Genomic DNA, 23,652 nt, shown 5'->3' on the forward strand with positions numbered 1-23,652 from the left:
TAAAAAACGGCGTGATCATTACTGGTTACGCTGTTTTATTTTTAGGAGCTTTATAAATACAGCGAAAGTTATATTATTCTATTTGAAGCTTTTCCGGCTTTCCGCACTCGCTATTTTACTATTTTCGGCGGCGCGAAGCCGCGCCGCCGAAAATAGTAAAATGAGCTCAGACAAAGCTGCAATCCGGGCTAGGATCGAAGTCATCATTTCAATTTCAGGCATTCAAAAAAAATTTATTTTTTCCAGGAAATAGATAATCATCTTCCTCTGAATTTTTGTAACCTTTTGAATTGTTTCATCGTCAATTCTTTTGCGGTAAAATAAAATAATTATTTAGTGCATTATTTCTTGGGTTATTTTAAAGAACGGCAATTCAATATTTAGTATTTTTAAGAAAAATAAACAATATGAACTTATATACACAACCCATGTTACGCGAAGATGCCTTAAAAGACAAAGTAGCCATCATTACCGGTGGCGGAAGCGGTCTTGGAAAAGCCATGACAAAATATTTTCTTCAGTTAGGTGCAAAAGTGGTAATTACTTCCAGAAATCTTGAAAAATTACAGGCGACAGCCAAAGAACTGGAAGACGAAACCGGTGGAAAAGTTCTCAGCGTGGCATGTGATGTTAGAAACTGGGATGAGGTGGAAGCAATGAAAGAAGCTGCTTTAAAAGAGTTTGGAAAAATTGATATCTTATTGAATAATGCAGCCGGAAATTTTATTTCTCCTACAGAAAGGCTGACGCATTCAGCCTTCGATTCCATCCTGGATATTGTTTTAAAAGGCACAAAAAATTGTACCCTTTCTGTCGGGAAACACTGGATCAATTCCAAAACACCCGGAACCGTTCTGAATATCGTAACCACCTATTCCTGGACAGGTTCAGCGTATGTTGTTCCGTCCGCCTGTGCCAAAGCAGGCGTGTTGGCGATGACAAGATCTTTAGCGGTGGAGTGGGCAAAATACGGAATCCGTTTCAATGCGATTGCTCCGGGACCATTTCCTACAAAAGGAGCCTGGGACAGGTTGCTTCCGGGAGATCTGCAGGAAAAATTCGACATGAGAAAAAAAGTTCCGCTAAGAAGAGTAGGAGAACATCAGGAATTGGCCAATCTTGCGGCGTATCTGGTTTCGGATTATTCCGCATACGTAAACGGAGAAGTGGTAACCATTGATGGTGGTGAATGGCTTCAGGGAGCGGGAGAGTTTAACATGCTGGAGGATATTCCGCAGGAAATGTGGGATGCCCTGGAAGCAATGATTAAGGCAAAAAAATCAAATTAATTTTAGGTCTTACTAGAATCACAAAGATTTGATTGTAAGTTAGCATATTCATTAGTAAGGTTAAAAATAGCTTTTTTCTTTTGCGGTTAAATGAAGGTAAAAAGCTTTAGGTAAAAGTAAAGTAGATTCTCTATCGGGAATCTACTTTTTTTATTTGGGGGATTCTACGGTTGAAGTTTCGTTGAATTACTGAGATAGTTCACTCTTGAGCGAGATAAATTTGCAGTAGAAATTTTTACTAAAACAAATTCAAAAACATGGAAACATTAAAGTCGGTGTTGGAAGCAAACCACACCAAAAAATCAAAAAACGAATTAATTGACCTTTTAACAGGACTGGAAAAATCATTAACGCCTGCAGTGTACGAAAAAGTTTCGGGAATTGAAACATCCGAACTGGCTTCTTTATCAAACAAAGAATTAATAAGCATTATTGATGACTTCAAAAAAAATTACGATGAGAAATGGGAAAAATCTTTTGCCGCAGTTTCATCGGAAGTAATGAAAATGATTGCAGGAAAAATAGCTGCTGATGACCATGTGTTCAAAACATCAGGTGCTGAAAGTGCAGACTTTGCCGCAGAGCTGGGAAGCATTGATTTTGCAAAAATTATTGGCGGGCCGCTTGACGCATGTGTTAAAGCACAGTCCAACGCAGCTATCAGCACGGTGAACTTCATTCAGCAGGTTGGTTTTGAAAAAGACGGAGAGGAAAACAAACTTCGTATGGCAGAATTCAAATACAAAAAACATGTCCCGAATCCTGAATATAAAAACGAAGAAGAAACCCCGAATGTAGACGCTACCATTGAGCAGGATGTGGAAATTTCCGTTCCTTTCATTGCTTTACTAAATGTGCCGAGCTTCAGAATCGAAACCTGTGATGTAGATTTTAATGTGAAATTAAATTCTACCTACACCAAAGACGTAAGCGATGAATTCGGAATTAAAGCAGGTGCTTCGGGAGGTTTTGGTCCGGTAAAATTCAACGTCGATGTATCTTACAAGAGAACTTCCAGCACGGGAATTAAAGTGGAAAAAGAATATTCTCTTGGGGTAAAAGTGAAAGCTACTAATGACGAAATGCCTGCAGGACTGGAAAAAGTTCTGGGATTACTTGCACAATAAAACTTTTACGAGATCATGATTAAATTATCAGATTACCTGGATTATCTCAATAATGAGATAATTCAGGCTCGTAAAAAAGCAGACGAAAATGCAGTTGCCATAGCAAAAGAGTATGCTCAGCACGAGTACTTAAAATATTTTAAAGTTCCGAGATATTCGCTTCCCAGTGTGAAAATGGATATTCCTATTAAAATCACCGATATTGATGCCGATGCCGACAGGAATTTTCCGATAAATGAACTCAAATTAATTCGCGATGTCAACGAACGAATTTATACGGTCAACAAAGAAAAACAGATGAATATTCAGCCGATTTCCACGAAAAACATTCAGACGGAAGATTTCAAAACATTACTGAATTCCGTAAGAGGCGGAGGTCTGGAATATTTGAGGCTGCCGAAAATTGAGAATGAAACGAAGGCTCCTGCAGGCAGGATGCAAACTGCAAAATCTATCGCTGCCGTTCCGCAAAAACCTGTTGAGAGACCTATAGAAGGTACCTCCACGGAAGAAGAGTCTGCAGCATTGAGACAAATTTATACCGAAGTTCTGAACAGGTATAGTTTGATCAATTCAAAATTGAACAACATTTATATTGACCCGAATACCAATTCCGCCGAAGATAAAGATAAATTATTCATCAATCTTCATGTGGAAATGGAAGAAGAGGGTATTAGGATCATGTCTTACAAAGATAAAGACGGTAAAGAAATCGAACAGATAATTTTTGAATAATGCAGGAACTTGTTCATCACACGATACAGAAAATTCAGGAACTCTTTCAGAAATTTAATAAAGTTCAGGAGTTGTATCTGTCGAAATCTTTCGATTTTGACGGACAATTTGAAGCTTTTCTTCACGAATTTTTAGAATATTTGAAAACCAAAGGAAATACCACCTGCGAATCTGACGTGTTGAAGGTTATGAATATGATTTCAACCGTCAAAAGAGGGTTCAATCCCGTTCAGATGGAAAAAATTACCAATGCAAAACGTGAGCTTCAGTGGGGTTTTTCATTCAGTGCAATGGAAAGTGTCCACGGATTATTGACAGAAATGTACAATAAGGAACAAAAAAAACTGGATGAAGCGGAAGAAATCCTTTCAGGACTTATTGTTTCATTATACCAGAACGGATTTTTAGATGAAGACAAAGTAAAAGATATCAATACAATCCCGAAAATTGAAATATTCTGGAATTCACTTGTTAACCACAACACACAGATTTTAGGAATTAACAAAAAACTGAGACTCAGCATGATTTCGGAAGATATATTCCTGGTCATTGAGAAAGTTCTTTTAAAATTAATATAAACCACTACCATGGAAAAAGAAAGATATATTGTTGTGCTCGAAGATCAGCAGAAAAAATCCCTCAAGAAAGTAGAAAATGAACTTGAGGTTACCATTACTTCGTCAGAATTTCTTTCATCGGAAAACCGTTCTTACGAGGTAATTGATAATGATAACGGTGTCCTATATAAAAATTTAGGCGTTCTGGTCGTGGAAAATATGGATGAAGGGCAATTGAAAAGTGCCGTTAAAAATGATTCTAATCCCATCATTTATTTTGAAAAAGAAAGAGAATTCTTCTCTGCCGACGAGTTATCAATCATCAATGAACTAAAAAAGCAATCCGCCGAAATCACCGATAAAATAGCAGAGCTGGAAAAATATATTACAAATAAACCTTTGCCGCAAAAATCCCTCATAGGAATGGAATGGGGATTAAAAGCGCTTGGTATTGAAAATTCCCTCTACACCGGTAAGGGTATCGATATCTGTATTCTGGATACAGGGATAGAATTGTCACATCCCGATTTTTCAGGAAGAGAAATAGAAGGAAAATCGTTCATCAGCGGAGAAAGCTGGGACCGCGACCCGAATGGCCACGGAACACATTGTGCAGGAATAGCAGCCGGGAATATCAGACTGGACAACGGAAAGCGGTACGGAATTGCCAAAGATGCCAATTTAAAAATTGCCAAAGTGCTTTCCGATTCTGGAAAAGGAACCACCAGCAGCGTAATCGATGCCATAGACTGGGCTATTACAAAGCAGTTCAGGATTTTATCATTATCATTGGCTTCTGCAGTAAAATTAAATGATTTCCCTTCCCCTCTTTTTGAAACCGTAGGTGCAAGGGCATTGGAAAATAACTGTATCATTATTGCCGCTGCCGGAAATGACAGCAGCCGGCCATCACTCCCAAAGCCGGTATCTTCTCCTGCAAATACTTCATCTATAATGGCAGTTGGCGCGATAGACGGACAAATGAAGATTGCCAGATTCTCTAATGCAGGCTTGAATCCCGCAACGGGAGGCTCTGTCAATATCTGTGCTCCGGGAGTAGACATCATCAGCGCATATCCGAAAAATACCAAAAATAAAAGCAGCAATTATTACGCAATGAGTGGAACAAGTATGGCAACGCCTCATGTTTCCGGAATGATGGCATTGTACATGGAGCAGTTTCCCGAAAAATCGGCAAAAGAAATCTGGGAACTGGCAGAAACGAAAGCAAAACCAATCGAAGGACTGAAATACAGGGATATCGGTAGCGGATTAATACAGGCATAATTATGAAAACCTATATCGCAGTTCTGAAAAAAGATATTGATATTAAAAAACTTGAAAACGAACTGAAAAAGAACAATATAAAACCGGCGCCTCACTATATATCTATTGGAGTAGTAAAATTAGAAAGTGAAAAGCCGGTTTACCAGAAAGATTTTGAAGCCTATTTCATTTCTGTGGAAGAGGATAAAAATATTGAGATTTAATAATATGATTTTAATTATTTATTAAAGATACCAGCGAAGTATGCTTTCTATTGGATAAACCTTATTTTTGTTTTGTAACTAAAATATATGATTATGAATTTCAGATTTTCAATCTTAACGATGATGATGTTTGCATTAGGTTTTTCGCAGGATCTTAAAGTAATGAGTTTTAATATCCGGCTGAATGTAGATTCTGACAAAGAAAATTCATGGACGAACAGGAAGCAGGATGTTGCAGATCTTCTTTCTTATTATCATCCGGATTATTTCGGGGTTCAGGAAGCGTTGCCGGAACAGATGAAAGACATAAAAAACGGATTGAAGAATTATGATTATGTGGGAGTAGGAAGAGATGACGGAAAAGAAAAAGGTGAGTTTTCAGCTATTTTCTACGATACAGGAAGACTTCAGGTAATAAAATCAGGGACATTCTGGCTCTCTGAAACTCCTGAAAAACCATCAAAAGGTTGGGATGCGGCTTTAAACAGAATCTGTACCTACGCGCTTTTTAGAGACAAAAAGTCGAAAAAAGAATTTATGGCGCTGAATCTCCATTTCGATCATGTTGGCAATGTGGCCAGGGTAAAATCTTCTGAACTGATTTTAAAAAAGATCAAAGAACTGAATCCTAAAAATTTACCGGTAACCGTAAGCGGCGATTTTAATTTAACCGAAGATTCGGAACCGATAAAAATCATGTCACAAAATATGAAGGACAGTTTTTATCATTCAGAAACAAAACATTACGGTCCGAAAGGAACATTTACAGCTTTTAATGTCAATGAAATCCCAAAAGACAGAATCGATTATATATTTGTAAAAGGATTTAAAATTAAGTCCCACAGACACATCAATGACAGGAGGGAAAATCTGCTGTATCCTTCAGACCATTTTCCGGTATTGGCAGATCTGCAGTTTAATTGATATAACAACTGAAAATGTGATTTAGCTTTTAGAAGAGACCTTTCCTAATAATCCATACAGGATCTTATCTCTTATTTCATCAGTGATTTCGGAGGTAGATTCTGTATTTCTTTTAAACCAGAAATAAGAATTATTTAAAGTGTGGAGAATAAATCTTGTTGTAAATGAGGATGATCGCAATTCCCAGTTTTCCGCCCGGTAAATCTCGGAAATCAATTCCTCTACTTCCTGCTGGTAATTTTTCCGAAGCGCAATAAATTCAGGAAGACGTTCTTCCAGGTGTTTCCATTCATTGGAATAAATATGCGTAACATCACGATTTTTAAGAACTACGGATAAATGTTTGTCAATAAAAAGGTTGAGCTTTTCCTTTGGAGGAATAGATGTATTTTTTACTTCCTGAAGTTCATCGAAAAATTCCTGGGCAATTCCGAAGCAGATCCATTCTAAAATTTCTTCCTTAGAACGGATGTGGGCATACAATGAAGCTGCCTTGATATTGAGCTTTGTCGCCAAATCCCGTACAGAGCTGCCCATATACCCTTTTTCTTTGAAAAGTTCTACGGCAACATCTAATATTTTCTTCTGTTTTTCTTTAAGCTCCATCTGGTAAAACGCAAAAGTAATTATTTTGATTGTAATATTTTGTTTTTCAACGGATGATTTTGTCTTCAATAGGAACGGATTTTAGTCCCATTTAAAATATAAAAATTTTCCACTTTCCTTTAGCCTAAATTTATTATGTTCGTTTTAAACTTGATAAAGGAATTTTAAACTTCTTTTTTTTTGAATTTTTCCAAATCTGACTTTTCTTCCATGATTTTTTACTCTAAAACAGCTAACCGGAATTTTTGTCTGTTACAATCAGGTTTAAAATGCATTTTTCGGAAATTTTGTCTATGTTTTTTGAAAAATCAATAATTGAACACTTTTTGCGATATAGCTCTTGAATTAAATGATTAAATACGATGGAGGGCATCAGAAATTAGAAAATCAGATTTAAAAAATTAACATTTATTACACTCTTATGGTCTGAAATCTGATGTCTGAAATTATACAAATGAAAACCGAATTAAATCAAAAATATATATAGAATATGAACTTAAACCAATATACTGTAAAATCGCAGGAAGCCATCCAGGCTGCTCAACAGGTAGCCATGGAATTCGGCAACCAGAGTATTGAGCCTCAACATCTTCTTGAAGGTATTTTTCAGGTGGATGAAAATATTTCGCCTTTCTTATTAAAAAAATCAGAAGCTGATGCTGTTTTGGTAAGAGAGCGCAACCGTGAAAATTTAGAGAAACTTCCGAAAGTACAAGGTGGAAATATCTACCTTTCACAATCGGCGAATAAAGTTTTGCTTGATGCACCCAACATCGCAAAAAAAATGGGTGATGAATATGTGACGATAGAACATCTTTGGCTTTCGCTGTTAGAAACGAATTCAGAAGTTTCAAAAATGCTGAAAGATATGGGTGTTACAAAAAGCCTTCTGGAAGGCGGGATCAAAGAATTAAGAAAAGGAAGCAAGGCAACTTCTGCAAGTTCGGAAGAAACCTACCAATCTTTAAACAAATATGCTAAAAATTTCAACGAATTAGCGGCAGAAGGTAAACTGGATCCCGTAATCGGACGTGATGAAGAGATCAGAAGAGTCTTACAGATTCTTTCAAGAAGGACAAAAAACAACCCAATTCTTATCGGGGAACCCGGTGTAGGTAAAACAGCCATCGCTGAAGGAATTGCCCATAGAATTATCAGCGGCGACGTTCCTGAAAACCTGATGGACAAAACTTTGTATTCTTTGGATATGGGGGCCTTGATTGCCGGTGCAAAATATAAAGGTGAGTTTGAAGAGCGTTTAAAATCCGTTGTAAATGAAGTCATTAAATCAGACGGACAGATTATTCTTTTTATTGATGAGATCCATACTTTGGTGGGAGCCGGAGGCGGTGAAGGCGCAATGGATGCTGCCAATATTCTGAAACCGGCACTGGCAAGAGGAGAATTAAGAGCTATCGGCGCAACAACCCTCAATGAATATCAGAAATATTTTGAAAAAGATAAAGCGTTGGAAAGACGTTTCCAGAAAGTAATGGTGGAAGAACCTGATACAGAATCGGCTATTTCTATTCTTCGGGGAATTAAAGATAAATATGAAGCACACCATAAAGTAAGAATTAAAGATGAAGCGATTATCGCGGCGGTGGAAATGTCGCAGAGATATATTTCAGATCGTTTTTTACCGGATAAGGCGATTGACCTTATTGATGAAGCTTCTGCCAAATTGAGAATGGAAATCAATTCTAAGCCCGAAGAACTTGATGTTTTAGACAGAAAGCTGATGCAGCTGGAAATTGAATTGGCTGCGATCTCAAGAGAAGGAAACCAAACGAAAATCGATCACTTAAAAGAAGATATATCGAAAATTTCCGAGCAGAGAAATGAAATCAATGCCAAATGGCTGAAAGAAAAACAAAAATCTGAGGATTTAACCCAGATTAAAAAAGATATAGAGTCTCTGAAACTGGAAGCCGAAAGAGCTTCTAGAGCCGGAGATTACGCAAAAGTAGCAGAGATCCAATATGGAAAACTCCGCGAAAAAGAGGAAGAGCTTTCCAAGCTTGAACTGGAGATGCAAAATCATCAGAATGAATTGATTAAAGAGGAGGTGACTGCTGAAAATATTTCTGAAGTCATCGCCAAATGGACAGGAATTCCTGTAACCAAGCTTCTTCAGTCTGAAAGAGAAAAGTTATTGAATCTGGAAACAGAACTTCATCACAGAGTTGTAGGACAAGACGAAGCGATTACCGCCGTTGCGGACGCCATCAGAAGAAACAGAGCGGGATTAAGCGATGATAAAAAACCGATCGGTTCATTCTTATTCCTGGGAACAACCGGAGTCGGGAAAACCGAGCTGGCAAAAGCTTTGGCGGAGTTTTTATTTGATGATGAAAACAATATGACGAGAATTGATATGAGTGAATATCAGGAGCGTCATTCCGTTTCGAGATTGGTGGGTGCGCCTCCGGGATATGTAGGATATGATGAAGGCGGACAATTAACGGAAGCGGTTCGCAGAAGACCTTATTCTGTGGTTCTTTTAGACGAAATTGAAAAAGCGCATCCGGATGTTTTCAATACATTGTTACAGGTTTTAGATGATGGTCGTTTAACAGATAATAAAGGACGGGTGGTGAATTTTAAAAATTCAATCATCATCATGACTTCGAATTTAGGTTCGCACTTAATTCAGGAACGCTTTGACTCTGCTCAGCGCGACAAAGATGACAACATCAGTCCTGAGACCTTGGAGGAAGCAAAAGATGAGGTTTTCGATTTGCTGAAACAAACCTTACGCCCGGAATTCCTGAACAGAATTGATGAGGTGGTGTTATTCCAGCCGTTAAGAAAAAAAGAGATTGGAAAAATTGTTACCTATCAGCTGAGAGGTTTCAATGATATGCTTTCAAAACGGAATATCATTATGACGGCCACTCAGGACGCTGTAGATTATCTGATGAACAAAGGCTATGATCCTGCATTTGGAGCAAGACCTTTAAAAAGAGTAATTCAGCAAGAAGTGCTTAACAAATTATCAAGGGAAATTCTCGCCGGAAATGTAAATGACGGAGACCGGATTACACTGGATTATTTCGAGGAAACGGGCCTTGTTTTCAGACCTGCGGAATTATAAGTAGTTTTTTTTCATATATATTATTTTGTAAGTAAGTGCTGTAGATTGTTTTCTGCAGCACTTATTTTATTATAGTACTTTTCATAAGATTTGGCCCTGAATATACAATCCGTAAAATCCCTGAAAATAAACAGGAAAAAAACCATGTCGCAGCAATGTGTTTTTTTGCGAACTTTGCATCATCAACTAACATTATAAAACTAGCTTATGAAAACACAACCTACCTCCGAAACTGAAACACTGGATCTTAACCTGCCGCCAAATACGATGGCTCAGAATTTTATCCAGATCCTGGTGAATAATTACAGAAATAATCAACTGAAATCTGTAAAGGATAAAATGGGCATTGATGATGCACATTCCATTCATTTTGACCTTAACACGCTGAAAAAATTTATTGCTGATATTGAAACATTAGCCTCCGCAAATAATCCGGAAACCAATCCGGAAGATTTAGGAATTCGTTTTTATTATGCTGCATATCCGAACCTTGAAAACTGGGATGTTATGAACAATACTCCAATAGGAAGAGAATATGCTGAAAAACATACATTGGTAATGATTCCTACCATAAAAAGACAGGATGAAAACGGAGAAATGCTGAGTTACGATTTCAATCCACTGGCATTGAGCGGGGACGGAAAAGTACTTGCAATGGCTTCCGCAAAAAATGCAAATTCCGATTGTGAAGTAATTTGCCAGAATCATGGAGCTTTAATACCACCAGACAGTACAAAAACTGAATTATTTTAATATTCTTATCAAAAAAGAAATTTTAACAGTAAGCACGATGAGTGATTTCCAAAGAATAGCATTCGAATTTATGTATTGGGCAGAAGGGATTTCAGCTGCTGTCTCTCTTATATTTTATAGCAGAATAAAAGATAAATACTGGAAATACTTTGTGTTTTATCTCATTTTTATTTTCTTAAGTGAAAGCATCGGAAGATGGGGCGGACTTTTTTTTGAGTATAATAAACAGGCTTTTTACAATTATTTTGTAATTCCTGTACAGTTCATTTTTTTCTATTGGCTGTATGCTGCAAGGTCTTTCGGGAAAATGAATCTTTTTCTTATTCTCTCTTCCGTTTACCTCCTTTCATTTATCCCAAGTGAATTTTTATATTCCGAAAATAAAGTAATGTTTTCTCTTAACTATACACTTGGATGCCTGATTTTAATGATTCTTGTAGTTATGGAATATTATAAACAGATTAACGATTCTGATATTTTGAATTTTGATAAAAACAGAATGTTTTATATCAATCTCGGGGTAACCTTGTTTTATATTGGAACGTTGCCGTTCTGGACTTTCCTGGAACTTATTAAGCAGTATCGTGAAATATTCAACATTTATTTTGCGTATTTTCTTATTTCAGGAATTATTATGTACATGTTATTTTCAATTTCATTCATATGGGGAAAACAGAGCTCCTGATAACAATTATCTTATTCAACATGTTTTTTGTGTTGTTTGTTGCAGCAGTGATGATGTACATCCGCAAATACAGGCAGCGTAAAAAAGAATACCTGCATGAAATTGAAGTGAAAAATGAGATTCACAAGCGTGAACTTCTGGCTACACAACTCGAGATACAACAGGCTACCATGCAGCAGATCGGCCGTGAACTGCATGATAATATCGGGCAGAAACTTACCCTCGTAAGTCTTTACACCCAGCAGCTTCTGTATGAAAATAAAGTTCCTGAAGTCAGTGAAAGAATTGATCAGGTTTCGCAGATTATCAACCAGTCTTTGCAGGATCTCAGAAGCCTTTCAAAAACACTCACTGATGATAAAATCAATCAAAAGGAAATTGTAACTTTAATACAGGAAGAAGTAGACAATACCAATGCTTTTAAAAAATGCAAGGTGTCATTCAAATGCAATTTCAGGCAGCTTGATTTAGGGTTTGCTCATAAGAATGTGCTGCTGAGAATTACTCAGGAATTTATTCAGAACAGTATAAAACATTCAAATTGCAAAAATATACGGATTACCCTGAACACTTCTGAAGAAGCACTTTGGGAACTGAATATTCAGGACGATGGCATCGGTTTCGACCAGTCAAAAATCAAATCAAACGGCATCGGTCTCACCAATATGAAGAACAGAGCCGAAATTATTGGAGCTGATTTCTGCCTTGAAAGCCGCGAAAATTTTGGGACCACACTCAATATTATTTTAAAGAAACAGTCATGAAAAAGACAATAGTGATCGTTGATGATCACATACTTATCGCAAAAGCATTAGAAGGAATCATCGATAATTTTGCTGAATTTGAAGTGGTTTATGTGGCAGAGAATGGTAAAGATCTTATTCAGAAATTTGAAAACAACAGCAGAATTCCGGATATTATTTTGTTGGATATCAGCATGCCGATCATGGACGGATTTGAAACTGTATTATGGCTTAGGGAAAATCATCCGGGTGTTAAGGTAATGGCGCTGAGCATGCAGGGTGACGACAAAAGCGTCATTAAAATGATAAAAAACGGGGCAAAGGGCTACTTGCTGAAAAATACACATCCGAAAGAGCTTGAAAATGCACTCGTGAGATTGAGCACAGACGGGTTCTTCTACCCCGACTGGGCTTCAAAAATTATTTTCTCCAATATGAATAACGACGAGTCGGCAAACAGCATTAAAATTTCCGAACGCGAAAAAGAGTTTCTTAAATACACAGTTACTGAGCTTAGCTATAAAGAAATTGCCGATAAAATGTGCTGCAGTCCGAGAACAGTTGAAAGCTACAGGGATCAGCTTTGTGATAAACTTGATCTCAAAACCCGGGTAGGGCTGGCTGTATTTGCTATTAAAAATGGATTCGCAGGCTAAAAGTTAGGATGTATTAAAATTTTGATTAATGTGATATTTATGCAATAAATTATTGTCTGAATTAATGTTTTCTCATAGTAATATTAAAAATGTTATTGATTGAATAATAAAATTAAGTAACATATTGGTGAAATACTTGTGTAATAATTCTGAATTTTTTAATTTCATTTTCTGTAACAAAATATATTTATATGAAAAAACTACTATTCGGAGTTCTTATGCTGAGCTTCCTGTCGTGTAACAGTGACAACATTAACAACCAGACTGAAGAGTCCTCAAACAACACAGAAAATTTAGGCGGATCTGCCTTTAAAAGAGGATGTCCGTCTGAAGACATCAGGAAAACTGCCCTTCAGAGCAGTGCTGAACTCAGACAAAAATATTCTGAGCTTGAAGCCAATACAGAAAAATTTACCAATGATCTTAAATTGGGGAAAGTACTTTCCGATGGAACAGTTGAAATTCCTGTGGTGGTAAATGTCTTATACAGAACCTCAGCAGAAAATATTTCCGCTGCCCGTATTGCAGAGCAGATTGCTGTTCTGAATGCAGATTACGGAGGGACAAACACGGATGTCTCTAAAATCCCGACTGCTTTTCAGGGGGTAAAAGCCGGAGATGTTAAAGTAAGATTCAGGCTGGCAAACACCGTGAGAAAATCTACTACCAAAACGAGCTGGAGCACAAATGACGCGATGAAAAGATCTTCAAGCGGCGGAATTGATGCTACAAGTCCTGCCAATTATCTTAATATCTGGGTTGTAGGAAATATGGGACAGATCCTTGGATATGCTACATTTCCGGAATCTTCAGGGCTGTGGAATGACGGAGTCGTAATCGCTGCTTCTTATTTCGGGAAAACAGGGGCTTCAGCGCCATTTAACCAAGGAAGAACCGCTACGCATGAGGTAGGGCATTATTTAAATCTCAGACATATCTGGGGGGATGCTAACTGCGGAAATGATCTTGTTACGGATACTCCTACCCAAACGGGTCCAAACTATGGAAAGCCAAGCTATCCGTTATATAATACCTGCGGAGGTGTACAAAGATCTGTAATGTTTATGAATTATATGGACTATGTGGATGATGCTGCCATGTTTATGTTCTCATCAGGACAGAAAACAAGAATGCAGTCTGTGGTAGCTTCATCAGGAGCAAGGTCAGGATTAAGACTGTATTAATTGCGTAATACCTTTTCATAAATACGAAAGTCCGGCTGTTTCAGAATGAAACAGCCGGACTTGTTCTATAGCTTTTTATAAAGTTTTCTTATTGTCATCTGGCGTATAATCCATGAAAATTCCGCCATTGAGATTTATCGATTGTACCTTTTTGGTAATTGGAATGGTCAGCATGGTCTGTCTTTGGTCTTTTTCCCAGACGGAAGGCGAGAAATGAAGCTTTTCCGCTGTTCCGTCTTCATAGGTGATTTCTGCTGAAAAAGGAATAACAAAACCGCCTACATTATCTATGTTTACCGTTAAAAGATCATTCATCTGGCTGGCTCCGGCTACTTTAAGATCAATATAATTATTGGTGTAAAACCAGTTGTTGAAAAACCAGTTGAGGTTTTTTCCGGAACCCGAGTTCATGGAATAGAAATAATCCCATGGAATAGGATGTTTGCCATTCCAGTTATTCATGTAGTGATGCAATGCTTTTTTAAAAAGGTCATCTCCAAGATAATCCTTTAAGGCAAGATAAGATAATGAAGCTTTTACATACGAATTGTTTCCATATCCTGCACCGCTTACCTGTGTGCTCATGGTGATAATGGGCTGGTCCTGTTCTGCTGAAGGATCATTGATCCATCGTTTCACTCTGAAATTTTTATAAAATTCTTTGGCTTTAGCCTCACCATTTTCATCGATTCCGATCAGATATTCCAATGTGGTTGCCCAGCCTTCATCCATAAAAGCATATCTCGTTTCGTTGATTCCCATATAGAAGGGAAAATACGTATGCGCAATTTCATGATCGGCCGTTAATCTGGCATCCTGGAAATCATCAGGAATGCTGGTATCGTTGATCATCATCGGGTATTCCATATCGGCATATCCTTGTACGGCAGTCATAACATTGTAGGGATATTCTACGCCGGGCCAGTTTTTGGAAAACCAGTCCAGGTTGTAGCGCATCCATTCAACATAATGTTCAAAATCTTTAGCTTCAGGTCCGTATGCAGCCTGAACACTGGTTCTTTTTGTTTTCAGCTGAACGCTTGATGCATCCCAGGCATAGTGGCTGCTTAGTGCAAAACAGAAATCTGTAATATGGCTGGCTTTAAATTTCCACACATTCCATTTATTCTGCCTCGTAACTTTTCCGGATTTCATTTCGTGTGGAGTAGCCACATGAATCACCTTGTCACTTTTTAAAGAGGTTTTGTATCTTTTTAAATACTCAGACTGAAGAACGGCTTCGGGATTAAGAAAATCTCCCGTGGCCCAGACTACATAATTTTTTGGAGCGCTAATAGCAAAGCTGTAATCGTTAAAATCATTATAAAATTCCTGCCTGTCGGAATGTGGGAGCATATCCCATCCGTTATAATCATCATACACAGATATTCTCGGGAAAGAATAGGCAACATAAAAAGTTTCAGGATCGATCTGACCTTCTCTTCCGCTCTCTACAGATAGCGGGTATTCCCATTCAATCTTTATTTCAGCTTTGGACTTAGATTTTAAAGCGGAATTCAATTTTATCTTTTCAACGGTTCCCCAATTTTCACTGTTAACAGCATATTTTTCGCCATTTACAATAAATGATTTAATATGCAGTCCCGAGGTTAAAAAATCTTTGGAAACCATACCCGATCTTGGAGCCTGCGGTTTATGTAAATTATTTACGAACCGGATAGCAAGTTCCGTAAGATTGTCCGGGCTGTTGTTGCTGTAAAGAATCGTTTCTTTTCCGGAAACGATTTTCGAATTAGCATCCACTTTTACCTCTACATTATAAACCCCTTTGTTTTGCCAGTAATTTTTTCCAGGTGCTCCGGATAAATCGCGCGTACCATTGGCGTATGCTTTCTTGATATTTCTTGGCATATACAACTCCTGAGCAGAAAATTGCCATGAAGCCAGAAGCAATAATCCCCAAACTAATCTTCTCATTAAAATTTTTTTATAATCAATTAATTTAACATAAAAATAATGAAAAACAGTAATCAAATATTACTCATCTTATTATTTATCAGCTGTTAACAAGTAAAATTCAACACAACCTCTTTCCAGTATTGTTTTTACTTTAAATAATATATTATACAGCTTTAATCGGACGTACAAAGATACATCAATTTAGCACGGATGTTATAAAAGTATATTAAAAAGAAGTCATATTTATAGCGTATTTAAACCAATTATTTTATGAAATGTTGTATTATTTTAATTAGTGATATGATGAAATAATAAATATTTGGCAGAAACAAAAAATCTTTTTACATTTACACCTAACAAGTGTTAGTTAGTTATATGGATTTTTCAGTTGAATATTTAAAGCTCAACCAGTTGAGACAGCTTCAGTCTGAGCGGTTGATGAATTTGGTAGGCTATCTTGGAGAGAAGTCGGAGTTTTATAGAAGAAGGTTTAATGAAGAAGGAATAGTTCCACAAGATATCAGGTCTATTGAAGATATTACGAAACTTCCTATTACTTACAAGCAGGATTTGAGAGACAATTATCCGTTCGGATTATTTACCGTTTCTAAAAATGAACTGCAGAGAATTCACTGTTCAAGCGGAACAACAGGTAAGCCGACGGTTGTTGGATACACCAAAGAAGATGTTGATTTATTCAGCGAAGTCGTAGCGAGATCTTTGAATGCGGCAGGGGCAAAACCCGGAATGCAGTTGCACAATGCCTATGGTTACGGGATTTTTACTGGTGGGTTGGGACTTCATTATGGCGCTGAAAAATTAGGAATGAGCGTTCTTCCTATTTCCGGAGGGATGACAGCGAGGCAGGTAGATTTAATTGTAGATTTTAAGCCGGAAGTTCTTTGCTGTTCACCTTCTTACGCTTTAACGCTGGCGGATGAATTTGCAAAAAGAGGAATTTCTGCGGATGAAATCAGCTTGAAATATGCCGTTTTAGGTTCTGAACCCTGGACGGAATTGATCAGGCATCATATTGAAGAAAGGCTTGGCGTTCATGCGACCAATATTTATGGTTTAAGTGAAATTATCGGTCCCGGCGTTTCTATGGAGGATTTTGAGGAAAAAGGAGGAGCTTACATTTGGGAAGATCACTTTTATCCTGAAATTTTAGATCCGATTACGAAAGAACCGGTACCATTTGGAGAAGAAGGCGTTTTGGTGATCACGACTTTAACGAAAAAAGCAATGCCGCTGTTACGTTACTGGACAAATGATATTACCAGTCTTTACTATGATGAAAATGGTAAAAGAACCATGGTAAAGATGAAACCAATTCTTGGAAGAGCAGATGATATGCTGATCGTAAGAGGAGTAAATGTTTATCCAAGCCAGATCGAGGAAGCGTTTTCTCATATAAAAGGTGTTGTTCCGAATTATTATTTAACACCGGTTGAAAAAGAACAAATGTGTGTCGCGCTGGATATTGATGTGGAAGTAGATGATGAATTGGTAAGGGCGCAAAATTTAAGTTTAAATACCGACGATTATGCTATTTTTGTCGGAAATTTCGGAAAAAATATAGAAAACGAAATTAAAAAGCGGGTAGGAATCACCACGAAAGTAAAAATTCATGCTCAGGACAGCCTTCCGAAATGCGAAGGCGGAAAAATTAACAGAATACTTAAAAAATAAATGAATTCATTTTATAAACTAAAAACGGTTAAGGTTCAAAAAGATACCAACGATGCAGTAAATGTAGCCGTTGAAATTCCTGAGGAACTGAAGGATAAATTCAGGTTCAAGCAGGGGCAGTATCTTAATTTCAGAATGATAATCAACGGAAATGAAGAGAGACGGTCTTATTCTATCTGTAACGCACCAAGCGAGAAAAGTAACACGCTGGAAGTACTGGTAAAATTATTGGAAGGCGGAAAAGTTTCCGGATACTTCAACGAGCATCTTCACATGGATGAAATGCTGGAAGTGATGCCTCCAATGGGCGGTTTCAACACATCTTATCACCCAACAAATGTTAAAACGTATATCGGTCTTGCTGCAGGAAGCGGAATTTCCCCGGTATTGTCCAACATCAAAGAAAGTCTTTACCAGGAACCGAATTCAAACGCTTATCTGTTCTACAGCAATAGAAGTATGAATCATGTAATGAAAAAGGCTGAGATCGATAAATTGGTTGAGCACTTCAACGGAAGACTGAAAGTTATCTATTTGGTTAGCCGTGAAAAGCATGAAGACCAATTATTTGAAGGAAGAATCTGTCCGGATAAACTGGAGCAGCTTTTTGAAAGGCATCCTCAAATTGATGTTAAAGAATCTACATATTTTATCTGTGGCCCTTCAGAGATGATTAAGAGTGTTGCCGATTATTTAAAGAAAGATAAAAAAGTACCGGCCATTCAGGTTTTATTTGAATATTTCACCGCTCCGGATGAAGAAAACACGGAGGAAATGAGTGATGAATTCAAAGCGATTGCCAATATCGAAAGTATGGTAACGGTAATCATTGATGATGATGAATATTCGTTCCACCTGAATTCTAAAAAAGAAAGTATCTTAGATAAAGCATTGAAAGACAATCTTCCAGTACCTTTTGCATGTAAAGGAGGAGTTTGCTGTACGTGTAAAGCTGAAGTTTTAGAAGGTGAAGTTTTCATGGAAAAAAACTACGCACTTACCGAAGAAGAAGTAGCCAGAGGTTATGTTCTTACCTGCCAGTGTCATCCTACAACGAATGTGGTGATGCTTAATTATGACGTGTGATTAATATAACAATGTAAAAGTTTACCAATGTAACAATTATTGCTAGACTGTTAAATTGATACATTGTTACATTTTAAAATTTGAAAAATTTTAATTATGGATTTAGAAAAATTTGTACAATACGTACACGACGAAAATAAAGTAGAACCAAAAGATGTAATGCCTGACGATTACAGGAAATTATTGGTTCGTCAGATCTCCCAGCACGCCCATTCCGAAATTGTGGGAATGTTACCTGAAGCCAACTGGATTTCCAGAGCGCCTTCGTTGAGAAGAAAAATGGCGCTTTTGGCGAAAGTTCAGGATGAGGCAGGTCATGGTTTATACCTTTATTCTGCAACAGAAACTTTAGGTGACGGAACGGTGAGAGCCGACAGAGATGCCACTTATGATGATATGCTTTCAGGGAAAGCAAAATATTCCAGTATCTTCAATTATCCGACATTAAGCTGGGCAGATATCGGCGCCATCGGCTGGCTGGTAGACGGAGCGGCAATTATGAATCAGGTAATGCTGATGGGAAATTCTTACGGCCCTTATTCCAGAGCGATGGTTAAAATCTGTAAGGAAGAATCTTTCCACCAAAGACAGGGTTATGAGATTTTGATGGCGCTTTGCCGTGGTACAAAACAGCAGAAAGAAATGGCTCAGGCTTCATTAAACCGTTTCTGGTGGCCGGCGTTAATGATGTTTGGTCCGAATGACGACAGTTCACCAAATTCTAAGATCTCTATGAATTACAGGGTGAAAAGAGAAAGTAACGACAGCCTTCGTCAGAGATTTGTTGACGTTACTGTTGCTCAGGCTGAGTTTTTAGGATTAACCATTCCGGATAAAGATTTAAAATGGAATGAAGAAAGACAGCACTATGATTTCGGGGAACTTCCTTGGGATGAATTCATGGAAATCCTGAAAGGGAACGGACCGTGCAATAAAAAACGTATCGAAACCAAAAGAAAAGCTCAAAGAGAGAATTCTTGGGTAAAAGAAGCTGCAGCAGCTTTCGCAGAAAAACAACAAAAAGAAGTAATATAATTTGAAAATGTGCTAATTTGAAAATTTGGAAATGACCTTAACCAAGTTAATTATTCTCAAATTTTCAATTAAACTGATCAATCAATTTTCAAATTAACCAATTTTCAAATTTTCAAATTAATTATGGCAAATTTAGATATGTGGGAAGTGTTTATTCAGACTAAACCGGGATTATCTCACAAACACGTTGGAGTGGTACAGGCACCAACAGCAGAAATGGCTTTGCAGAATGCAAGAGACGTTTATACAAGAAGAAAAGAGGGGACTTCGGTTTGGGTGGTTCCGAGTAAATATATTGTGACTTCGGAAGGGGTGGACAAAGAAGCGTTCTTCGATCCGGCTGATGACAAGTTGTACCGTCACCCGACTTTCTACGAAATTCCGAATGATGTAAAAAATATGTAGATTAATAATTTGAAAATGTGCTAATTTGAAAATTTGGGAATGACCTTAATCACGTTAATTATTTTCAAACTTTCAATTAAGACAATTCACCCAATTTTCAAATAACTAATTCTCAAATTTTCAAATTAAAAAATAATGAACCCATTATACAATTATTTATTAAAACTGGCAGACGACAGCTTCATCATGGGACAACGTTTGTCCGAATGGTGTGGAGAAGGTCCTTATCTGGAGGAAGATATCGCATTAACTAATATCGCATTAGATGAACTTGGACAGGCCAACAACTTTTACGTATACGCTTCAAGAGTTATAGACAACGGAAAAAGTGAAGATGATCTTGCCTTTTTAAGATACGAACATGAATACGTAAATGCCCATTGGACAGAGCTTCCCAACGAAGATTATGCACAGACGATTTTAAAAGTATACGTTTTTGCAGTCTATCAGAAATTAATGTACGAAGCATTGTCAAATTCTGCAAATGAAGAACTTTCTGCTATTGCCCAGAAGTCTTTGAAAGAAGTAAGATATCACTATACTCATGCTGCTTCCTGGATGAAGATTTTCGCTCAGGGAACTGAAGAAAGTAGAACCCGGCTGGTAAAGGCCGTTGAGAATATCTGGGAATATACAAAAGGTTTATTTGCAAAAACAGAAGGTGAAGATGATTTGATAGCTTTAAATATTGCTCCAAATACAGATGTTCTTTACGAAGAATTTTTAGCGATCACCCAAAAAGATTTTGCAGATTTCGGGATGGAATATCCAACAAATCCTTTTATGCAGCCAAAATCAAGAACAGGTTATCACACGGAATATTTTGGATATATTCTTTGTGAATTACAATATATGCAGAGAGCGTATCCTGGTTGTACTTGGTAAAAAAATCAATGAGTTAATTTGAAAATGTGCTAATTTGAAAATTGAGGAGTGCCATAAATTTTCAAATTACCCAAATTTTCAAATTTTCAAATTAATTATGAAAAATCCTTTAGACATATTAGAACTCGTTCCTGATCCGGAAATTCCGGTAATCAATATTGTGGAATTGGGCATTGTAAGAGAAGCAAAAGTTACCGGCGAGAATTCTTGTGAAGTAACGATTACGCCTACTTATTCAGCCTGTCCCGCTATGTTTACCATTGAGGAAGATATCATCAAGATCATGAAACAAAACGGGTGGGAGGCAAAAGTAGTGACCAAGATGTTTCCGATTTGGACAACGGACTGGCTTACTGATGAAGCAAGAGAAAAACTTCGCGTTTATGGAATCACGCCTCCCGAAAAAGGAGCCGACGAACACCATATCGGAAAACCAAAAAAATGCCCTCGCTGCGGTTCTATGAACTCAAAACAGATCAGCAGATTTGGGTCTACTTTGTGTAAGGCTTCTTATCAATGCTTAGACTGTTTAGAGCCTTTTGATTATTTTAAATGCCATTAATCAATTTGAAAATGTGTAAATTTGAGAATGAGTTAATTAATAGAAATTGCTTAAAAAATATCTTCAAATTATATAATTTTCAAATTAAAAAATTAATACTATGTACACACAACTCGATATTGAGAGCCACTTCGAAGGAAAGCTTAAAATTGCTTACCTGAATCAACCTGACACCATGAATGCGCTTACAAAGCCATCATTATCAGATCTGAAAGATTTTGTAAAAGAATGCAGTGAAGATCCTCAGGTACGATGTGTTGCTATTTCAGGAAGAGGAAGAGCTTTTTGTTCCGGTCAGAATTTGGATGATGCTTTTGTTCAGGGAAATGAGCATCATGATAATGATATTATCAGAAAAATTGTGGAAGATTACTACAATCCTCTGGTTATGGAAATTACGCGCTGCAGAAAGCCTGTAGTGGCTTTGGTTAATGGTCCCGCAGTAGGAGCAGGAGCGATGTTGGCGTTAATTTCTGATTTCGTTTTAGCGGTTGATAAATCGTACTTTGCACAGGCATTTTCTAATATCGGCCTTATACCGGATACGGGAGGAACTTATTTCTTACCAAAATTAATGGGTAGACAGCTTGCAAATTATTTAGCATTTACAGGAAAAAAATTATCGGCTGAAGAAGCAAAATCATACGGATTGGTGGCTGAAGTTTTTAATGAAGAAGAATTTCTATCAAGATCCATGGAAATTCTTGAGAAAATGGCAAATATGCCGACGGCAGCCATTAAACTTACCAAAAAAGCTTTCGCCAATTCTTACAACAATACACTGAAAGAACAGCTGGAACTGGAAGCAGATCTACAGCAGGAAGCAGCAGGTACAGAAGATTTCGTGGAGGGAGTAAGTGCCTTTTTACAAAAAAGAAAACCCGATTATAAAGGAAAATAAGAATTAATATAACAATGTAGTAATCTAGCAATGTAACAATGACCAAAATTTTTTACATTGGTAAACTGCTACATTGTTAGATTGTTACATTATAAACATGAAAAATGTAGGAATTATCGGTGCCGGAACAATGGGAATCGGCATTGCACAAGTAGCCGCAACGAACGGATGCAAAGTCTGGATTTATGACGCGAATGCAAAACAAGTAGAAACGGCAACCGTAGGTTTGGAAAAAACATTGACTAAACTGGTCGACAAAGAAAAAATTTCAGCAGAAAAAATGACTGAAATTTTAAACAATATTTCCATCGCTACTGAACTGAAAGACTTCAAAGATTGCGAATTAATCATTGAAGCCATCATCGAAAACAAAGAAATCAAAACCAAAGTTTTCACAGAATTGGAGAAACACGTTTCAGAAAGCTGTGTTATTGGTTCCAATACTTCATCCATTTCCATCACCTCTCTCGGTGCGGAATTACAGAAACCGGAGCGTTTCATTGGCATTCATTTCTTCAACCCGGCTCCGTTGATGCCTTTGGTTGAGGTCATCCCATCTTTATTAACAGAAAAATCTTTAGCGGGAAAAATCTATAATCTTATGAAAGATTGGGGAAAGACACCGGTTATTGCTAAAGATATTCCAGGATTTATCGTAAACAGAATTGCCCGTCCTTATTATGGAGAAGCATTAAGAATTGTGGAAGAGAACATCGCAACGGTAGAACAGGTAGATGAAGCCATGAAAACATTAGGAAATTTCAGAATGGGACCTTTTGAATTAATGGACCTTATTGGTGTTGACGTCAATTTCTCCGTAACCAAAACCGTGTACAACGAATATTTTTACGATCCGAAATACAAACCGTCTCTCCTTCAGCAAAGAATGTCTGAAGCCAAACTTCATGGCAGAAAAACAGGGAAAGGCTTCTATGATTATTCTGAAGGTGCACAAAATCCTGTTCCTCAAAAGGATGAAGTATTGTACGATGATATTTTTCACAGAATTCTTTCCATGCTTATCAATGAAGCTGTTGAAGCAAAAAGATTGGGAATTGCCAGTGATGAAGATATTGAATTAGCCATGCAGAAAGGTGTAAATTATCCAAAAGGTCTTTTACAATGGGGAAAAGAAATAGGATACGATCTGGTAACTGAGGTCCTTGAAAATCTTTATGATGAGTATCAGGAAGACAGATACAGACAAAGTCCATTGTTGCGTAGAATGTAACCTGTTTATTTATAGATTGTTGCTGTAAAAAATAATAAATTATGATTAAAAAGAAATTGATCTCATCTTTTATAGTTGCATTTTTTTCA

The 23,652-nt window shown here is 37.3% G+C and carries 23 protein-coding genes; 21 read left to right on the forward strand and 2 right to left on the reverse strand.

Going from position 1 to position 23,652, the window contains the following annotated elements; translation table 11 throughout:
• Positions 1-407: 407 nt before the first annotated feature.
• The 7 genes from M0D58_RS13760 (at position 408) to M0D58_RS13790 (ending at position 6,122) form a co-directional block, all read left to right on the forward strand.
• Positions 408-1,289 (forward strand): SDR family oxidoreductase, encoded by an 882-nt coding sequence (locus M0D58_RS13760; protein WP_248390443.1) that lies wholly within the window; start codon positions 408-410, stop codon positions 1,287-1,289.
• Between the two features lie 257 nt (positions 1,290-1,546).
• Positions 1,547-2,416, forward strand: a complete 870-nt coding sequence (locus M0D58_RS13765; protein WP_248390445.1) for a DUF2589 domain-containing protein — start codon at positions 1,547-1,549, stop codon at positions 2,414-2,416.
• A gap of 15 nt (positions 2,417-2,431) precedes the next feature.
• Entirely contained in the window at positions 2,432-3,151 is a 720-nt protein-coding gene (locus tag M0D58_RS13770) for a hypothetical protein (RefSeq protein ID WP_248390448.1), read from the forward strand.
• Positions 3,151-3,729: a hypothetical protein gene (locus tag M0D58_RS13775; protein WP_248390450.1), complete on the forward strand. Its 579-nt coding sequence runs from the start codon at positions 3,151-3,153 to the stop codon at positions 3,727-3,729. The genes M0D58_RS13770 and M0D58_RS13775 overlap by 1 nt, the downstream gene beginning before the upstream one ends.
• Before the next feature lie 9 nt (positions 3,730-3,738).
• On the forward strand, positions 3,739-4,995 hold the full coding sequence (locus tag M0D58_RS13780; RefSeq protein WP_248390480.1) for a S8 family peptidase: 1,257 nt from the start codon (positions 3,739-3,741) through the stop codon (positions 4,993-4,995).
• A gap of 2 nt (positions 4,996-4,997) precedes the next feature.
• Positions 4,998-5,198 carry a hypothetical protein gene (locus tag M0D58_RS13785; RefSeq protein ID WP_248390483.1) on the forward strand — a complete coding sequence of 67 codons (201 nt, stop codon included), beginning with the start codon at positions 4,998-5,000 and terminating at the stop codon, positions 5,196-5,198.
• A 93-nt stretch (positions 5,199-5,291) separates the two neighbouring features.
• Positions 5,292-6,122: an endonuclease/exonuclease/phosphatase family protein gene (locus M0D58_RS13790; protein ID WP_248390486.1), complete on the forward strand. Its 831-nt coding sequence runs from the start codon at positions 5,292-5,294 to the stop codon at positions 6,120-6,122.
• A gap of 21 nt (positions 6,123-6,143) precedes the next feature.
• Here M0D58_RS13790 and M0D58_RS13795 read toward each other — a convergent pair whose 3' ends face one another.
• Complete coding sequence (locus M0D58_RS13795) at positions 6,144-6,797, reverse strand: TetR/AcrR family transcriptional regulator (RefSeq protein ID WP_248390489.1); 654 nt, start codon at positions 6,795-6,797, stop codon at positions 6,144-6,146.
• Between the two features lie 421 nt (positions 6,798-7,218).
• Here M0D58_RS13795 and clpB point away from each other — a divergent pair, with 421 nt between their 5' ends.
• From clpB to M0D58_RS13825, 6 genes are all read left to right on the forward strand, one after another.
• The gene (gene clpB, locus M0D58_RS13800) at positions 7,219-9,825 is read left to right on the forward strand and encodes an ATP-dependent chaperone ClpB (RefSeq protein WP_248390500.1); all 2,607 of its coding nucleotides are present in this window, start codon (positions 7,219-7,221) and stop codon (positions 9,823-9,825) included.
• A 207-nt stretch (positions 9,826-10,032) separates the two neighbouring features.
• A complete protein-coding gene (locus tag M0D58_RS13805; protein WP_248390503.1) occupies positions 10,033-10,578 on the forward strand; it encodes a hypothetical protein in 546 nt (181 codons plus the stop codon).
• A 37-nt stretch (positions 10,579-10,615) separates the two neighbouring features.
• Positions 10,616-11,263, forward strand: a complete 648-nt coding sequence (locus tag M0D58_RS13810) for a hypothetical protein (protein ID WP_248390505.1) — start codon at positions 10,616-10,618, stop codon at positions 11,261-11,263.
• Positions 11,242-12,027 (forward strand): sensor histidine kinase, encoded by a 786-nt coding sequence (locus M0D58_RS13815; protein ID WP_248390507.1) that lies wholly within the window; start codon positions 11,242-11,244, stop codon positions 12,025-12,027. Before M0D58_RS13810 ends, M0D58_RS13815 begins: the two co-directional genes overlap by 22 nt.
• Positions 12,024-12,662: a response regulator transcription factor gene (locus M0D58_RS13820; protein ID WP_248390510.1), complete on the forward strand. Its 639-nt coding sequence runs from the start codon at positions 12,024-12,026 to the stop codon at positions 12,660-12,662. The genes M0D58_RS13815 and M0D58_RS13820 overlap by 4 nt, the downstream gene beginning before the upstream one ends.
• A gap of 191 nt (positions 12,663-12,853) precedes the next feature.
• The gene (locus M0D58_RS13825) at positions 12,854-13,846 is read left to right on the forward strand and encodes a zinc metalloprotease (RefSeq protein WP_248390529.1); all 993 of its coding nucleotides are present in this window, start codon (positions 12,854-12,856) and stop codon (positions 13,844-13,846) included.
• Between the two features lie 75 nt (positions 13,847-13,921).
• Here the strand turns inward: M0D58_RS13825 and M0D58_RS13830 are convergent, their stop codons facing one another.
• Positions 13,922-15,784, reverse strand: coding sequence for a M1 family metallopeptidase (locus M0D58_RS13830; protein WP_248390532.1), 1,863 nt, complete (start codon positions 15,782-15,784; stop codon positions 13,922-13,924).
• A 357-nt stretch (positions 15,785-16,141) separates the two neighbouring features.
• Here M0D58_RS13830 and M0D58_RS13835 point away from each other — a divergent pair, with 357 nt between their 5' ends.
• The 8 genes from M0D58_RS13835 to M0D58_RS13870 all read left to right on the forward strand — a co-directional run bounded on the left by M0D58_RS13835 (position 16,142) and on the right by M0D58_RS13870 (position 23,563).
• Complete coding sequence (locus M0D58_RS13835; RefSeq protein WP_248390535.1) at positions 16,142-17,458, forward strand: phenylacetate--CoA ligase family protein; 1,317 nt, start codon at positions 16,142-16,144, stop codon at positions 17,456-17,458.
• Positions 17,459-18,544 (forward strand): 2Fe-2S iron-sulfur cluster-binding protein, encoded by a 1,086-nt coding sequence (locus M0D58_RS13840; RefSeq protein WP_248390538.1) that lies wholly within the window; start codon positions 17,459-17,461, stop codon positions 18,542-18,544.
• Positions 18,545-18,640: 96 nt separating this feature from the next.
• A complete protein-coding gene (gene paaA, locus M0D58_RS13845) occupies positions 18,641-19,579 on the forward strand; it encodes a 1,2-phenylacetyl-CoA epoxidase subunit PaaA (protein WP_248390541.1) in 939 nt (312 codons plus the stop codon).
• A gap of 123 nt (positions 19,580-19,702) precedes the next feature.
• Complete coding sequence (paaB, locus tag M0D58_RS13850) at positions 19,703-19,984, forward strand: 1,2-phenylacetyl-CoA epoxidase subunit PaaB (protein WP_027373980.1); 282 nt, start codon at positions 19,703-19,705, stop codon at positions 19,982-19,984.
• Positions 19,985-20,119: 135 nt separating this feature from the next.
• Positions 20,120-20,869: a 1,2-phenylacetyl-CoA epoxidase subunit PaaC gene (gene paaC, locus M0D58_RS13855; protein ID WP_248390544.1), complete on the forward strand. Its 750-nt coding sequence runs from the start codon at positions 20,120-20,122 to the stop codon at positions 20,867-20,869.
• Positions 20,870-20,966: 97 nt separating this feature from the next.
• Positions 20,967-21,431, forward strand: coding sequence for a 1,2-phenylacetyl-CoA epoxidase subunit PaaD (paaD, locus tag M0D58_RS13860; protein WP_248390547.1), 465 nt, complete (start codon positions 20,967-20,969; stop codon positions 21,429-21,431).
• 100 nt (positions 21,432-21,531) lie between these two features.
• Entirely contained in the window at positions 21,532-22,332 is an 801-nt protein-coding gene (locus tag M0D58_RS13865; RefSeq protein WP_248390550.1) for an enoyl-CoA hydratase/isomerase family protein, read from the forward strand.
• A gap of 97 nt (positions 22,333-22,429) precedes the next feature.
• A complete protein-coding gene (locus M0D58_RS13870; RefSeq protein WP_248390553.1) occupies positions 22,430-23,563 on the forward strand; it encodes a 3-hydroxyacyl-CoA dehydrogenase NAD-binding domain-containing protein in 1,134 nt (377 codons plus the stop codon).
• Positions 23,564-23,652 lie beyond the last annotated feature (89 nt).

The organism is Chryseobacterium nepalense, from assembly GCF_023195755.1.
Taxonomy (GTDB): Bacteria; Bacteroidota; Bacteroidia; order Flavobacteriales; family Weeksellaceae; genus Chryseobacterium; species Chryseobacterium nepalense.